Here is a 14974-nt window from a genome sequence, read left to right as displayed (position 1 = left end):
GACCGTCTTTTTTGACGGGGGTCGAACTATTGCCTGCAATTAAAGATTAGAGCCGAACAACTATGCCTTTTACACTTGGTCAACGCTGGATCAGCGATACAGAAAGCGAACTTGGATTAGGAACCGTCGTTGCCGTTGATGCGCGCATGGTTACCCTCCTCTTCCCTGCCACCGGTGAAAACCGCCTGTACGCCCGCAATGACTCCCCTGTAACCCGCGTGATGTTTAATCCGGGTGACACCGTGACCAGCCACGACGGCTGGCAACTGAAGGTTGAAGACGTAAAAGAAGAGAATGGACTGCTCGCCTACATCGGGACGCGTCTTGATACCGACGAGACGAATGTCATCCTGCGTGAAGTGCTGCTCGACAGCAAACTGGTGTTCAGTAAGCCGCAGGACCGCCTGTTTGCCGGGCAAATTGACCGCATGGATCGTTTCTCCCTGCGCTACCGCGCGCGCAAGTTCCAGAGCGAGCAGTACCGTATGCCGTGGAGCGGCCTGCGCGGCCAGCGCACCAGCCTGATCCCCCACCAGCTGAATATCGCCCATGACGTGGGCCGTCGCCACGCGCCGCGCGTGCTGCTGGCTGATGAAGTGGGCCTGGGTAAAACCATTGAAGCTGGCATGATCCTGCATCAACAGCTGCTTTCCGGCGCAGCCGAGCGCGTGCTGATCGTGGTGCCAGAAACCCTGCAGCACCAGTGGCTGGTCGAGATGCTGCGCCGCTTTAACCTGCGCTTCTCCCTGTTCGACGACGAGCGCTATGCCGAAGCGCAGCACGATGCCGACAACCCGTTTGAAACTGAACAGCTGGTGATCTGCTCCCTGGACTTCGTGCGCCGCAGCAAGCAGCGTCTTGAGCACCTGTGTGACGCCGAGTGGGATCTGATGGTTGTCGATGAAGCACATCATCTGGTCTGGAGCGAAGACGCGCCGAGCCGCGAATATATGGCGATTGAACAGCTTGCCGAGCGCGTGCCCGGCGTCCTGCTGCTGACCGCAACGCCGGAGCAGCTCGGTCTGGAAAGCCACTTCGCCCGCTTGCGCCTGCTCGATCCAAACCGTTTCCACGACTTCGCGCAGTTTGTGGAAGAGCAGAATAACTACCGTCCGGTTGCGGATGCCGTCGCGCTGCTGCTGGCGGGAAAACGTCTCTCAAACGACGAGCTCAACACCCTGAGCGATCTGATTGGCGAGCAGGATATTGAACCGCTGCTGCAGGCCGCGAACAGCGACAGCGAGAACGCGGAATCCGCGCGCAAAGAGCTGATCGACATGCTGATGGACCGTCACGGCACCAGCCGCGTGCTGTTCCGTAACACCCGTAACGGCGTGAAAGGGTTCCCGAAACGCGAGTTGCACACCATCAAGCTGCCGCTGCCAACCCAGTATCAGACGGCGATTAAAGTCTCCGGCATTATGGGCGCGCGCAAAACCCAGGAAGAGCGCGCCCGCGATATGCTCTACCCGGAACAGATTTACCAGGAATTTGAAGGCGATACCGGCACCTGGTGGAACTTCGATCCGCGCGTAGAGTGGCTGATGGGCTACCTGACCGCGCACCGCTCCCAGAAAGTGCTGGTGATCTGCGCCAAAGCCGCCACCGCGCTGCAGCTGGAGCAGGTCCTGCGCGAGCGCGAAGGCATTCGCGCCGCCGTGTTCCACGAAGGGATGTCCATCGTCGAGCGCGACCGCGCGGCGGCCTGGTTTGGCGAAGAGGACAGCGGCGCCCAGGTGATGCTGTGCTCTGAAATCGGCTCCGAAGGCCGTAACTTCCAGTTCGCCAGCAATCTGGTGATGTTCGATCTGCCGTTCAACCCGGATCTGCTGGAGCAGCGTATCGGCCGCCTGGATCGTATTGGTCAGGCGCATGATATTCAGATCCACGTCCCATATCTGGAAAAAACCGCCCAGTCCGTGCTGGTGCGCTGGTTCCACGAAGGTCTGGATGCGTTTGAACATACCTGTCCAACCGGCCGCACCATTTACGATCGGGTGCACGGCGATCTGATTGGCTTCCTGGCCGCGCCGGAAAACACCGACGGCTTTGACGATCTGATCAAGTCCTGCCGCGAGCAGCACGACGCGCTGAAAGCGCAGCTTGAGCAGGGCCGCGACCGCCTGCTGGAGATCCACTCCAACGGCGGTGAAAAAGCGCAGGCGCTGGCTGAGAGCATTGAAGAACAGGATGACGACACTAGTCTGATTAGCTTCTCCATGAACCTCTTCGACATCGTCGGGATTAACCAGGACGATCGTGGCGAGAATCTGATTGTCCTTACCCCGTCAGACCACATGCTGGTCCCGGATTTCCCGGGCCTGCCGGAAGACGGCTGTACCATCACCTTCGAGCGTGATGTGGCGCTGTCCCGCGAAGATGCGCAGTTCATCACCTGGGAGCACCCGCTGATCCGCAACGGGCTGGATCTGATCCTCTCCGGCGATACCGGCAGCAGCACCATCTCCCTGTTGAAAAACAAGGCGCTGCCCGTAGGCACGCTGCTGCTGGAGCTGATCTACGTTGTGGAAGCGCAGGCGCCGAAACAGCTGCAGCTCAACCGCTTCCTGCCGCCAACGCCGGTGCGTCTGCTGCTGGATAAAAACGGTACGAATCTCGCAGGACAGGTTGAGTTCGAAAGCTTTAACCGTCAGCTGAGCGCGGTGAACCGCCATACCGGCAGCAAGCTGGTCAATGCGGTGCAGCAGGACGTGCACGCTATTCTTCAGCAGGGCGAAACCCAGATTGAAAAAGCGGCCCGAGAGCTGATTGACGCTGCGCGCAATGAAGCCGACGAGAAACTGTCTGCCGAGCTGTCCCGTCTGGAAGCGTTAAAAGCGGTCAATCCGAACATCCGTGACGACGAGCTGGCGGCGATTGAAAGCAACCGTCAGCAGGTGCTGGAAAGCCTGAATCAGGCGGGCTGGCGCCTGGATGCCCTGCGTCTTATAGTTGTGACGCATCAGTAAACGGAGCGCAAGATGGTGATGGAGCCGTATAATCCGCCGCAGGATCCCTGGCTGGTCATTCTGTATCAGGATGAACACATCATGGTGGTCAACAAGCCGAGCGGCCTGTTGTCCGTGCCGGGGCGCCTGGACGAGCACAAGGACAGCGTGATGACGCGCATTCAGCGCGATTTTCCGCAGGCAGAGTCCGTCCATCGTCTGGATATGGCCACCAGCGGCGTGATTGTGGTGGCGCTGAATAAAGCGGCGGAGCGTGAGTTGAAGCGCCAGTTCCGCGAGCGCGAGCCGAAAAAGCAGTATATCGCCCGCGTCTGGGGCCATCCGGCGCAGGCGGTAGGGCTGGTGGATTTACCGCTGATATGCGACTGGCCGAACCGGCCAAAGCAGAAGGTGTGTTATGAAACCGGCAAGGCCGCGCAGACCGAATATGAAGTGCTGGAGTACGCGCCGGATAATACCGCGCGCGTCCTGCTTAAGCCAATTACCGGACGTTCGCACCAGCTGCGCGTGCATATGCTTGCGCTGGGTCATCCGATTCTGGGCGACCGGTTTTACGCCCCGCCGGAAGCGCTGGCGTTAGCGCCACGTCTGCAACTGCACGCGCAGACGCTCACCATCACCCACCCGGCCTTCGGTAACGCGATGACGTTTAAAGCCCCGGTGGACTTCTGAAAAAAAAGCCCGACGCTGTCGGGCTTTTGCTTATTTGAAACCTTTCTTCTCTTTAATCAGCTCGTACGCTTTCTGGATTTCCTGCGCTTTTTGCTTCGCCATCTCCATCATTTCCGGCGGCAAGCCTTTCGCGACCAGTTTGTCCGGGTGGTGTTCACTCATCAGCTTACGGTAGGCACGTTTAATTGTGGTTTGATCGTCCGTGGGCTTCACGCCAAGCACGTTGCAGGCATCTTCCAGCGTCGGGCCACGCTGCGCCTGCTGCCAGCCGCCACCGGACGACTGCTGATGATAGCCGCCGCCAAACTGTGCCCCGCCCTGCATCATGCGCAGGAACTGGTCAAACTGCATACGGGAGATGCCCAGCTCTTCCGCAATGACGTACAGCACATCACGTTCATTAGGGTGAAGTGAACCGTCGGCAAATGCCGCCTGGATTTGGATTTCCAGAAACATCCGAATTAAATCAAAACGTCCGAAGCAGATGCTGCGGAACTGGCGCATCTTTTCACGCAGCGGATAGTTATCGGATTTACCGATGCGAAACGCATTTTGCGCAGCCACACGAGATTCACCATGCAGATTCATGCGATCCATAAAGACGCTGGCAATCTGAATATCCGCTTCGGTCACGCGCCCTTTGGATTTGGTTAAGTGCCCCATAACCTCAAAGGTGGTGGAGAAAAAGAGTGACTGACGCTCGCGCTGATTGGCAAACCAGGCCATTTTGCGGCTGCGCGCCTTATCAAACATGTGGCCGATAATAAGCCCAAGCACAATCCCCCAGAACCCGGCACCCATGATGATGGCGAACGCAACGCCGATTATTTTACCCCAATACTGCATATACTCCCCGGATAGTCATATTCCTTGCCGACGCAACGTCATCATCACTGTGTTCAAGTCACGGTCAATTGAAGGACATCGCCTATAATTTGCTTTATCATACTCGTCATTCGATAGCGAGCCTAACACTCTGGCACGCAAACGGGCAGGATTAACGCTGGTACTGCGCAGATGAGTAAGATAGTCTCTGAGCGTTTGTAAGCCGTAGCCACTGATGACGGAACAATAAAATATAACGTATGAAAAAACGTATCCCCACCCTCCTGGCCACAATGATTGGCTCCGCCCTTTACAGTCAACAGGGGCTGGCGGCCGATCTCGCCTCGCAGTGTATGCTTGGCGTCCCAAGTTATAATCGCCCACTGGTGGAGGGCGATACAAATAGCTTGCCGGTAACCATTACTGCCGATAGCTCCAAAGGTACTTATCCTGACAATGCCACGTTTACGGGCAATGTGGATATTAACCAGGGCAATAGCCGCCTGCAGGCGGATGAAGTGCAGTTGCACCAGAAGCAGCCGGAAGGCGCGGCCGAGCCGGTACGAACGGTGGATGCGCTGGGTAATGTGCACTATGACGATAATCAGGTCATCCTGAAAGGTCCGAAAGCCTGGTCAAACCTGAATACTAAAGACACTAACGTCTGGGAAGGTGATTACCAGATGGTGGGTCGCCAGGGACGCGGTAAAGCGGACCTGATGAAGCAGCGCGGTGAAAACCGCTATACGATCCTGGAGAATGGCTCCTTTACATCGTGTCTGCCGGGTTCAAATACCTGGAGCGTGGTCGGGAGCGAAGTTATCCATGACCGTGAAGAACAGGTCGCGGAAATCTGGAACGCCCGCTTTAAGCTCGGCCCAGTTCCGGTTTTCTACAGCCCTTACCTGCAGCTTCCCGTGGGCGACAAGCGTCGCTCAGGTTTCCTGATCCCCAATGCCAAATACAGCACTTCGAATTACTTTGAGTTCTACCTGCCGTATTACTGGAACATCGCGCCCAACATGGACGCCACGATCACGCCGCACTATATCCACAAGCGCGGCAACATCATGTGGGAGAATGAGTTCCGCTATCTGACTCAGGCCGGTGCTGGCCTGATGGAGCTGGATTATCTGCCGTCGGATAAAGTGTTCCAGGATGAGCATCCAACGGAAGGTGATAAACACCGCTGGTTATTCTACTGGCAGCATGCCGGGGTGATGGATCAGGTGTGGCGCTTTAATATTGACTACACCAAAGTTAGCGACTCATCTTATTTTAACGATTTCTCGTCCAAATACGGTTCGAGCACGGATGGCTATGCCACGCAGAAGTTCAGCGTTGGCTATGCGGTGCAGAACTTTGATGCAACCGTCTCGACCAAGCAGTTCCAGGTATTTTCTGACCAGTCCACGCCTACATATGGTGCAGAACCACAGCTGGACGTTAACTGGTATCAGAATAACGTAGGTCCATTCGACACCCGGGTTTACGCTCAGGCAGTACATTTCGTGAACACGGATTCGGATATGCCGGAAGCCACGCGTGTTCACCTTGAGCCGACGATCAATCTGCCGTGGTCTAACGACTGGGCAAGCCTGAATACCGAAGCCAAGCTGATGGCGACTCACTATCAACAAAAAAATGTTGATAATTACAATGCCACCCGAAATGCGCATCTGGAAGAGTCGGTAAACCGAACGCTCCCGCAGTTCAAAATGGACGGCAAGTTGATCTTCGAACGTGATATGGCCCTGCTGGCGGATGGTTATACCCAGACGCTTGAACCGCGTATGCAGTATTTGTACGTGCCGTATCGCGATCAGAGCAATATCCAGAACTACGACTCTTCTTTACTGCAGTCTGACTACAGCGGCCTGTTCCGTGACCGTACTTATGGCGGTCTGGACCGTATCGCATCCGCTAACCAGTTAACGACAGGCGTCACTACGCGCGTTTATGATGATGCCGCCGTTGAACGTTTTAACGTTTCTGTTGGTCAAATCTACTATTTCACCGAGTCACGTACCGGTGATGACAACATTAACTGGGAGAAAGACAACAAAACGGGATCGCTGGTTTGGGCGGGTGATACTTACTGGCGCATGACTGACCGCTGGGGTCTGCGTGGCGGCGTGCAGTATGACACTCGCCTCGATAATATCGCCACAAGTAGCGCGGCTATTGAGTACCGCCGCGATGAAGACCGGATGATGCAGTTGACGTATCGTTACGCCAGCCCGGAATATATTCAGGCAACATTGCCTTCCTATGCTGGCAATGAACAGTATAAAGACGGCATCTCGCAGGTGGGTGGCGCAGCAAGCTGGCCTATCGCCGACCGCTGGTCAATCGTAGGCGCTTACTACTTTGACACTAACGCGAATAAGCCAGCGGACCAGATGGTGGGTCTGCAATATAACTCCTGCTGTTACGCGCTGCGCGTCGGTTACGAGCGTAAGCTTAACGGCTGGGACAGTGAAAACAATCAGGGCAAATACGATAACGTGATTGGCTTTAATGTCGAACTGCGCGGCCTGAGTTCCAACTACGGCCTTGGCACGCATCAGATGCTGCGTTCGAACATTCTGCCGTACAGTAGCTCTTTGTAATGTGCTTGATTTAAAACGTAATCCGCTTTGCGGTTAATTGAAATGGAAAAAGTATGAAGAACTGGAAAACGCTGCTGCTCGGTGTCGCTATGGTTGCGAATACCAGCTTCGCGGCCCCCCAGGTTGTTGATAAGGTCGCGGCTGTCGTTAACAACGGCGTCGTGCTCGAAAGTGACGTTGACGGTCTGATGAAATCCGTGAAGCTCAATTCGGGCGAAGCAGGCCAGCAGCTTCCGGATGATGCTACGCTGCGCCATCAGATCCTGGAGCGTCTGATCATGGATCAGATTATCCTGCAGATGGGTCAGAAAATGGGCGTGAAGGTGACTGACGAGCAGCTCGATCAGGCCATCGCTAACATTGCAAAGCAGAACAACATGACGCCAGACCAGATGCGCAGTCGTCTGGCTTATGACGGTATCAGCTACGCCACCTACCGCAACCAGATCCGTAAAGAGATGCTGATTTCGGAAGTGCGTAACAACGAAGTGCGCCGCCGCGTCACGATCCTGCCGCAGGAAGTGGACGCGCTGGCAAAGCAGGTGGGCAACCAGAACGATGCGAGCACAGAGCTGAACCTGAGCCACATTCTGATCCCACTGCCAGAGAACCCAACGTCCGATCAGGCTGCGGAAGCAGAAAGTCAGGCACGTTCTATTGTCGACCAGGCGCGTAACGGCAGCGACTTTGGCAAGCTGGCTATCACCTACTCCGCTGACCAGCAGGCGCTGAAAGGCGGCCAGATGGGCTGGGGACGTATTCAGGAGCTGCCTTCCATCTTTGCTCAGGCGCTGAGCACGGCGAAGAAAGGCGATATTGTGGGTCCAATCCGTTCAGGCGTGGGCTTCCACATTCTGAAAGTGAACGATCTGCGCGGTCAGAGCCAGAACATCTCCGTGACTGAAGTTCACGCTCGCCACATTCTGCTGAAGCCGTCACCGATTATGACTGACGATCAGGCGCGTGCGAAGCTGGAGCAGATTGCCGCGGACATTAAGAGCGGTAAAACCTCGTTTGCCAATGCAGCGAAGGAGTTCTCTCAGGATCCTGGCTCTGCGAACCAGGGCGGCGATCTGGGCTGGGCGGCAGCGGACATTTACGATCCTGCCTTCCGCGATGCACTGATGAAGCTGAATAAGGGTCAGCTCAGCGCCCCGGTTCACTCTTCATTTGGCTGGCATCTGATCGAACTGATGGACACACGCAACGTGGACAAAACGGATGCGGCGCAGAAAGACAGAGCCTACCGTATGCTGTTTAACCGTAAATTCTCTGAAGAAGCGGCAACCTGGATGCAGGAACAACGCGCCAGTGCTTATGTGAAAGTGCTAAGCAACTAATGAAACAGCATCGTGTTGTTATCACGCCCGGCGAACCCGCCGGGATTGGGCCTGACCTCGTTGTCCAGCTCGCCCAGCGCAGCTGGCCGGTAGAACTGGTTGTCTGCGCTGATGCAACACTGTTACAAGACCGGGCGAAGCTGCTCGGTCTGCCTCTAACGCTCATCCCTTACGATGAAGGCCAACAGCCCGCACCACAGCAGGCCGGTACGCTCACGCTGCTCTCTGTCCCCCTTCGTACACCCGTTGTTCCAGGCCAGCTCAGCACGGAAAACGGCCATTACGTCGTTGACACCCTTGCTCGCGCCTGCGACGGTTGCCTGAAGGGCGAATTTGCCGCTCTGATCACCGGCCCCGTCCACAAAGGCGTCATCAACGAAGCGGGCATACCGTTTACCGGGCATACGGAGTTCTTCGAAGAGCGCTCGCACAGCCCGAAAGTGGTGATGATGCTGGCGACGGAAGCGATGCGCGTTGCGCTGGTGACAACCCATCTGCCGATCAAAGCCATTCCTGATGCGATCACCCCTGAACTCCTGCGCGAAATCATCGGGATTTTGCACCACGATCTACAGACAAAATTTGGGATCCCGCAGCCCCACGTGCTGGTCTGCGGCCTGAATCCGCACGCCGGAGAAGGCGGGCACATGGGCACCGAAGAGATCGACACCATTATTCCGGTGCTCAACGAAATGCGGGCGAAGGGGATGAATCTCAGTGGACCGCTGCCTGCGGATACCCTTTTCCAGCCGAAATACCTGGATAATGCCGACGCCGTGCTCGCGATGTACCACGATCAGGGCCTGCCCGTGCTAAAATACCAGGGCTTTGGCCGCGGGGTGAATATCACCCTCGGTTTACCCTTTATTCGAACATCCGTTGACCACGGCACTGCGCTGGATCTGGCAGGCCAGGGGAAAGCGGATGTCGGCAGTTTTATTACGGCGCTTAATCTCGCCATCAAAATGATTGTTAATACTCAATGACTAATCGAGTCCATCAGGGCCACTTAGCCCGTAAACGCTTCGGGCAAAACTTTCTCAACGATCAGTTCGTGATCGAAAGCATCGTGTCTGCTATTAATCCGCAGAAAGGTCAGGCTATGGTCGAAATCGGCCCGGGTCTTGCCGCGCTGACCGAGCCGGTAGGCGAACGCCTCGACGAGCTGACCGTTATCGAACTGGACCGCGACCTGGCCGCACGCCTGCAAACGCACCCGTTCCTCGGACCAAAGCTGACCATCTACCAGCAGGATGCCATGACCATGAACTTTGGCGAACTGTCGGAAAAAATGGGCCAGCCGCTGCGCGTGTTCGGCAACCTGCCGTATAACATCTCCACGCCGCTAATGTTCCACCTCTTTAGCTATACTGATGCCATTGCCGACATGCACTTCATGTTGCAAAAAGAGGTTGTTAACCGTCTGGTTGCAGGGCCGAACAGTAAAGCGTATGGTCGTTTAAGCGTGATGGCACAATATTATTGCAACGTGATCCCGGTACTCGAAGTACCGCCGTCCGCGTTCACGCCACCACCGAAAGTAGATTCTGCGGTTGTGCGCCTGGTGCCGTACAAAACAAAACCTTATCCGGTTAAAGATCTGCGCGTACTCAGCCGCATCACAACAGAAGCGTTCAACCAGCGCCGTAAAACGATCCGTAACAGCCTGAGCAATTCGTTTACCGTTGAGGTGTTAGCAGAGCTGGGGATCGACCCGGCAATGCGTGCGGAAAACATTTCCGTAGAGCAGTACTGCAAGCTGGCTAATTACATCAGCGAAAATGCGCCGCCGAAGGAGAGTTAAGCCATGATTGATTCGCCCCGCGTATGTGTCCATGTACAAAGCGTTTATGTTGAATCGCAATCCTCGCCGGATGAAGAGCGTTTTGTCTTTGCCTACACCGTGACCATTCGCAATCTGGGGCGGATGCCCGTGCAACTGCGCGGGCGCTACTGGCTTATCACTAACGGCAATGGCCGCGAAATTGAAGTTCAGGGTGAAGGCGTGGTCGGTGAGCAGCCCCACATCGCCCCTGGCGAAGAGTACCAGTACACCAGCGGCGCGGTGATTGAAACGCCGCTGGGTACCATGCAAGGCCATTACGAAATGGTCGACGTCGATGGCAACGTGTTCCGCGTTGCTATTCCTGTGTTCCGTCTCGCCGTAACCACACTCATTCATTAATCTAATGTCTACATATCTGATTGGCGACGTTCACGGTTGCTACGATGAACTGATCGCATTGTTAAAACAGGTCGACTTTACGCCAGGACAGGACACGCTCTGGCTGACGGGCGATTTAGTCGCGCGCGGCCCGGGATCGCTTGAGGTTTTACGTTTCGTCAAATCGCTGGGCGACAGCGTTCGCATGGTGCTGGGCAACCACGATCTTCACCTGCTGGCCGTATTTGCCGGGATCAGCCGCAACAAACCTAAAGATCGCCTCTCTCCCCTGCTGGATGCGCCAGACGCGGACGAACTGATTAACTGGCTGCGCCGTCAGCCCTTACTTCAGGTCGACGAGGAGAAAAAGCTGGTCATGGCCCATGCCGGGATCACGCCGCAATGGGATCTTGAGACAGCGAAAACCTGCGCGCGTGACGTAGAGGCAGTGCTGGCGAGCGACTCGTACCCTTTCTTCCTTGATGCCATGTACGGCGATATGCCGAACCACTGGAGCGAGGATCTCAGCGGTCTGGCCCGCCTGCGCTTTATCACCAATGCGTTCACCCGCATGCGTTTCTGCTTCCCGAACGGGCAGCTGGACATGTATTCCAAAGAGACACCGGAAAGCGCGCCTGCCCCGCTCAAACCGTGGTTTGCTATTCCTGGACCGGTGACCAGCGAGTACAGCGTGGTATTTGGTCACTGGGCTGCGCTGGAAGGAAAAGGCACGCCGGACGGGATCTACGGTCTGGATACCGGATGCTGCTGGGGCGGAGAGTTAACCTGCTTACGCTGGGAAGATAAAGCTTACTTTGTGCAGCCGTCCAACCGACAGCTGGACTTAGGGGAAAGTGAGGCCGTTGCCTCCTGACTATTGCCCCCCTCCCCAAAAGACCGCACCGAACAGTCCCCTCTCCCCTTTGGGAAGAGGGGAGAGGGGTAGGAAAATCACTTAACGACGCTCCAGAATCTCGAAGCAGTAGCTGTGGGAGTTCTGCGCATCGGCGTCGTGGAATTCGCTGAACACAGATTCCCATTCGTCCGGATCGTAATCCGGGAAATGGGTATCCCCTTCCACTTCTGCATCAATGTGGGTCAGATACAGCTTCTGCGCTTTTGGCAGGAACTGTTCATACACACGACCGCCACCGATCACCATGATCTCTTCCGCGTCACCACAGGCGGCAATCGCTTCATCAACGGACTTAACCCATTCAACGCGATCGTCAGTGCCCGGCTGGCTGCTGATAACGATATTCTTACGGCCCGGCAATGGACGACCAATCGACTCCCAGGTCAGGCGGCCCATCACTACCGGCTTGTTTAACGTAGTACGCTTAAACCATGCGAGATCGGCAGGCAGGTTCCACGGCATGGCATTTTCCATACCGATAACGCGGTCCACCGCCAGCGCTGCAATCAGACTGATCATTGAAAATTTCCCGGATGCAAAAAATTGCCGCCACTATACGGAAAGCTTAATCTTTCGTCGACTGGCGGCAGAGTAAAGATACAGAAATTTTTTATTATTGCTGGCAACTCCACTTCACGCGGAAGGTTTACTCTCGGGCTCGTCAGCCGGATCGCCGGTGTGCTTGCCCTCTTCCGTGCCCTGCCAGCCGTGACGCTGGATCAGCGACAGGTGATTGCGGTCCTCGTTAATGATTTCCGTCAGCATCGCGCTGGTGCGTTTAAACACCGCTGCACGCTCCGTGGCCGTGCTGCCTGCCATCGCCGCCATCTCTTCCACCATCCCGGTGTTAAAGCGGCGGAACAGGTCCGCACGTTCGCGCGCCTCATACGCGCCGAGCCCCAGATTTTCCAGCGCCATCCGGCCAGACTTCAGCGCGCCTTCGAATGTCTCACGTTCCGGCGCCTCAACCCCTGCCTGGCGCAGCCGGATGTAATGATCTACATCGCGCGCGCGGGAAATTATCGTCAGCGCAGGGAAATGCTCTTTTACCAGCTCCACCATCTGCATGCTGGTCTCCGGATCGTCAATGGCGTTAATCAACACCTCTGCTTTTGCCGCCCCGGCGGATTCCAGCAAGTCGACGCGGGTCGCATCGCCGTAAAACACCTTCATATCAAATTTACGCAGGGTATCAACATGGTCGGGGTCGTGATCGAGGATGACCATCTTCACCCCGCTCGACAGCAGTAAACGCCCCACGATCTGCCCGTAGCGGCCAAATCCGGCGATGATAACGCGCGGCTGCTCCTCGTCGATCTCGTCGGCTTCGCGCTCCTGCTCGCTACCCGATTTTTCAAGGCGCGTCAGAACCACCAGCAGAACAGGCGTCGCCGCCATCGACAGCGCGACCGCCAGCGTCAACGCTTTCGCCCACTCGGGATCGAGCACGTTTGCCATCTGCGCGGCGCCAAACACCACGAACGCAAATTCGCTTCCCTGACCCAGCAGCACGGCAAACCAGCGGCGCTGCTTGTTCGGCACCTTCAATGAGCGCGCAATCAGCCACAGCATCACCATTTTAATGACGAGGAAACCGACGAGCAGGATGACAATCCGCAGCGGGTGCGTGACCAGCGTGCCGAAGTCGACGGACATCCCCACCCCGATGAAAAACAGCCCCAGCAGCAACCCTTTGAACGGCTCGATATCGCTTTCCAGCGCGTGACGGTATTCAGAGCTCGCCAGCAGAACGCCTGCGAGGAAGGCCCCCATCGCCATCGACAGTCCGGCTTCCTCAAGCAGCAAACCAAAGCCAAACACCAGGAACAGCGCCACGGCGCTGAATACTTCGCGCAGGCCCGAGCGGGCAACAAACCGCAGTAACGGACGGGTCACGTAGCGCCCCAGCAGGACCACCAGCGCCAGCGCCCCCACGACTTTTAATGCCGAAAGCGCGAACGCACCCAGCGTCGTGGACGAGCCGCTTGCCGCCAGCAGCGGAATCATCGCCACCAGCGGAATAGCGGCAATATCCTGGAACAGCAGCACCGAAAACGCGCTGCGCCCCATCTGCGAGACCGTCAGATTTCGCTCGTTCATCGCCTGCATGGCAATCGCCGTTGAGGAGAGCGCCAGCGTCATGCCGATAAGCTCAGCCACTTTCCAGTCCATACCCAACAGGATACAGAACCCGCCGAGCAGCAGGCCGCAGGCCACCATCTGCAGCGCGCCTCCGCCAAATACCGAGGCGCGAAGCTTCCATAATCTCTGCGGATCCAGCTCCAGGCCAATCACAAACAGCATCAGCACAACGCCAATTTCAGCGAAATGGAGGATCGCCTCCGCATCCGTGACCAGTCGAAAGCCCCATGGCCCAATGACGCAGCCCGCAATCAGGTAGCCGAGAACAGAGCCCAGCCCCAGACGTACCGCCACGGGCACAATCAGTGCCGCCGCGCCGAGATAAATCAGCGCCTGTATCAGCGTATGGCTATCCATGGTGCGTCTCCTGCCACTCAAGTAAGCGTTGTTTATAATGGCGAGCCTGCGCCTGCAGCGTTTCATCATCGCAAACAAAGGTGCAGTGCATCGCAAACGGCGGGAGCCAGTTCAGTCCACAGTAAAGCGCAGTAGCCTGCAGCGGCTGCGCCAGCACGTCAAACCCCGGAAAGGAACCAATATCAAAGTGGCTTTCCCCACCGCCGGTAGTGACCGCCCACATCAGGCTTTTGCCTTTTAGCGCATGGCCGTTGTGACCATACGCCCAGCCATGGGAGAAGACTTTATCAATCCACAGCTTCAGGAGCGGGGGCGTGCTGTACCACTGCATGGGATGCTGCCAGATAATCAGATCGGCACGGGAAAGCGCCTCCTGTTCGGCAGCGATATCGATATTAAAATCGGGATAGAGTTCATAGAGGGAACGTATCTCTACGTTATCAAGCGTCCTTACCTGCTCAAGCATCCGCTTATTCGCATGCGAATGGTGCGGATAAGGGTGGGCATAAATTATCAGAATCATTGATTAGCCTGTGGTTACTGCTTTCTTTTAACAAAAGAGTGTAGTCAGTAATTCAACAGGCTAATAGTGAATATTATTGACGGGTTTACGTCAGAATTCTGAATTAGTTATCCAGTGCGCCCATCGATTTAACCTGGTCACGGTTAATCTGCTCAGTTTGGCCGGTTTCAGCGTTTTTGTAAGACACCAGACCGGTATCGTCATCCACCTGCGGTTTGCCGTCGGTGACAATGGTTCTGCCATCGGTGGTTTTTACGGCCTGATTAGACGAACAGCCCGCAACGGTAAACATTGTCGTGGCAGCCAGAACGGAAGCGATCAGTAATTTATTTTGCATGGTGTTTTCCCCTGCTCTCAGATGAATTTCGTTATCGACCTAACCATTTTAGGCTAACTGACTGAAAGCGGATGAAAAACCAGAAGGTTCTGAAGAGAGGAAGAATGCCCGGTTACC

The 14974-nt window shown here is 56.1% G+C and carries 13 protein-coding genes; 8 read left to right on the top strand and 5 right to left on the bottom strand.

Annotated elements, in window-relative coordinates; all coding sequences use genetic code 11:
• Positions 1-62 precede the first annotated feature (62 nt).
• Together rapA and rluA are read left to right on the top strand one after the other, a co-directional pair.
• Entirely contained in the window at positions 63-2969 is a 2907-nt protein-coding gene (rapA, locus tag HBM95_03620) for an RNA polymerase-associated protein RapA (GenBank protein ID NIH42028.1), read from the top strand.
• A gap of 12 nt (positions 2970-2981) precedes the next feature.
• Positions 2982-3641 carry a bifunctional tRNA pseudouridine(32) synthase/23S rRNA pseudouridine(746) synthase RluA gene (gene rluA / locus HBM95_03615; GenBank protein NIH42027.1) on the top strand — a complete coding sequence of 220 codons (660 nt, stop codon included), beginning with the start codon at positions 2982-2984 and terminating at the stop codon, positions 3639-3641.
• Between the two features lie 30 nt (positions 3642-3671).
• Here the strand turns inward: rluA and djlA are convergent, their stop codons facing one another.
• Positions 3672-4487: a co-chaperone DjlA gene (djlA, locus tag HBM95_03610; protein NIH42026.1), complete on the bottom strand. Its 816-nt coding sequence runs from the start codon at positions 4485-4487 to the stop codon at positions 3672-3674.
• Between the two features lie 239 nt (positions 4488-4726).
• On the opposite strand from djlA, the gene lptD reads away from it, so the two are divergent.
• Genes lptD through apaH form a run of 6 tightly spaced genes read left to right on the top strand, consistent with a single transcriptional unit; the run spans position 4727 to position 11456 of the window.
• On the top strand, positions 4727-7078 hold the full coding sequence (lptD, locus tag HBM95_03605) for an LPS assembly protein LptD (protein NIH42025.1): 2352 nt from the start codon (positions 4727-4729) through the stop codon (positions 7076-7078).
• 53 nt (positions 7079-7131) lie between these two features.
• Positions 7132-8418: a peptidylprolyl isomerase SurA gene (surA, locus tag HBM95_03600; GenBank protein ID NIH42024.1), complete on the top strand. Its 1287-nt coding sequence runs from the start codon at positions 7132-7134 to the stop codon at positions 8416-8418.
• Positions 8418-9404: a 4-hydroxythreonine-4-phosphate dehydrogenase PdxA gene (pdxA, locus tag HBM95_03595; protein ID NIH42023.1), complete on the top strand. Its 987-nt coding sequence runs from the start codon at positions 8418-8420 to the stop codon at positions 9402-9404. Before surA ends, pdxA begins: the two co-directional genes overlap by 1 nt.
• A complete protein-coding gene (rsmA, locus tag HBM95_03590) occupies positions 9401-10222 on the top strand; it encodes a 16S rRNA (adenine(1518)-N(6)/adenine(1519)-N(6))-dimethyltransferase RsmA (protein ID NIH42022.1) in 822 nt (273 codons plus the stop codon). Before pdxA ends, rsmA begins: the two co-directional genes overlap by 4 nt.
• Before the next feature lie 3 nt (positions 10223-10225).
• Positions 10226-10603: a Co2+/Mg2+ efflux protein ApaG gene (apaG, locus tag HBM95_03585; GenBank protein ID NIH42021.1), complete on the top strand. Its 378-nt coding sequence runs from the start codon at positions 10226-10228 to the stop codon at positions 10601-10603.
• Positions 10604-10607: 4 nt separating this feature from the next.
• The gene (gene apaH, locus HBM95_03580; protein NIH42020.1) at positions 10608-11456 is read left to right on the top strand and encodes a bis(5'-nucleosyl)-tetraphosphatase (symmetrical); all 849 of its coding nucleotides are present in this window, start codon (positions 10608-10610) and stop codon (positions 11454-11456) included.
• A gap of 81 nt (positions 11457-11537) precedes the next feature.
• Here the strand turns inward: apaH and folA are convergent, their stop codons facing one another.
• From folA to HBM95_03560, 4 genes are all read right to left on the bottom strand, one after another.
• Positions 11538-12017 carry a type 3 dihydrofolate reductase gene (folA, locus tag HBM95_03575; protein ID NIH42019.1) on the bottom strand — a complete coding sequence of 160 codons (480 nt, stop codon included), beginning with the start codon at positions 12015-12017 and terminating at the stop codon, positions 11538-11540.
• Positions 12018-12131: 114 nt separating this feature from the next.
• Positions 12132-13997, bottom strand: coding sequence for a glutathione-regulated potassium-efflux system protein KefC (gene kefC / locus HBM95_03570; GenBank protein ID NIH42018.1), 1866 nt, complete (start codon positions 13995-13997; stop codon positions 12132-12134).
• A complete protein-coding gene (kefF, locus tag HBM95_03565) occupies positions 13990-14520 on the bottom strand; it encodes a glutathione-regulated potassium-efflux system oxidoreductase KefF (GenBank protein ID NIH42017.1) in 531 nt (176 codons plus the stop codon). The genes kefC and kefF overlap by 8 nt, the downstream gene beginning before the upstream one ends.
• A 103-nt stretch (positions 14521-14623) precedes the next feature.
• Positions 14624-14857 carry a YgdI/YgdR family lipoprotein gene (locus HBM95_03560; GenBank protein ID NIH42016.1) on the bottom strand — a complete coding sequence of 78 codons (234 nt, stop codon included), beginning with the start codon at positions 14855-14857 and terminating at the stop codon, positions 14624-14626.
• Positions 14858-14974 lie beyond the last annotated feature (117 nt).

This window comes from Enterobacter asburiae (assembly GCA_011754535.1).
Lineage (GTDB): Bacteria > Pseudomonadota > Gammaproteobacteria > Enterobacterales > Enterobacteriaceae > Enterobacter > Enterobacter cloacae_N.
Note: the sequence above shows the minus strand (reverse complement) of the source record. Positions and strands in the feature narration are given on the sequence as shown.

Excerpts from the sequence above, each read along its gene's own strand:
- kefC (NIH42018.1), bottom strand. The coding sequence starts at position 13,997 with ATGGATAGCCATACGCTGATACAGGCGCTGATTTATCTCGGCGCGGCG.
- rluA (NIH42027.1), top strand. The coding sequence starts at position 2,982 with ATGGTGATGGAGCCGTATAATCCGCCGCAGGATCCCTGGCTGGTCATT.
- rsmA (NIH42022.1), top strand. The coding sequence starts at position 9,401 with ATGACTAATCGAGTCCATCAGGGCCACTTAGCCCGTAAACGCTTCGGG.
- apaH (NIH42020.1), top strand. The coding sequence starts at position 10,608 with ATGTCTACATATCTGATTGGCGACGTTCACGGTTGCTACGATGAACTG.
- folA (NIH42019.1), bottom strand. The coding sequence starts at position 12,017 with ATGATCAGTCTGATTGCAGCGCTGGCGGTGGACCGCGTTATCGGTATG.
- HBM95_03560 (NIH42016.1), bottom strand. The coding sequence starts at position 14,857 with ATGCAAAATAAATTACTGATCGCTTCCGTTCTGGCTGCCACGACAATG.
- surA (NIH42024.1), top strand. The coding sequence starts at position 7,132 with ATGAAGAACTGGAAAACGCTGCTGCTCGGTGTCGCTATGGTTGCGAAT.
- kefF (NIH42017.1), bottom strand. The coding sequence starts at position 14,520 with ATGATTCTGATAATTTATGCCCACCCTTATCCGCACCATTCGCATGCG.
- djlA (NIH42026.1), bottom strand. The coding sequence starts at position 4,487 with ATGCAGTATTGGGGTAAAATAATCGGCGTTGCGTTCGCCATCATCATG.
- rapA (NIH42028.1), top strand. The coding sequence starts at position 63 with ATGCCTTTTACACTTGGTCAACGCTGGATCAGCGATACAGAAAGCGAA.
- apaG (NIH42021.1), top strand. The coding sequence starts at position 10,226 with ATGATTGATTCGCCCCGCGTATGTGTCCATGTACAAAGCGTTTATGTT.
- lptD (NIH42025.1), top strand. The coding sequence starts at position 4,727 with ATGAAAAAACGTATCCCCACCCTCCTGGCCACAATGATTGGCTCCGCC.
- pdxA (NIH42023.1), top strand. The coding sequence starts at position 8,418 with ATGAAACAGCATCGTGTTGTTATCACGCCCGGCGAACCCGCCGGGATT.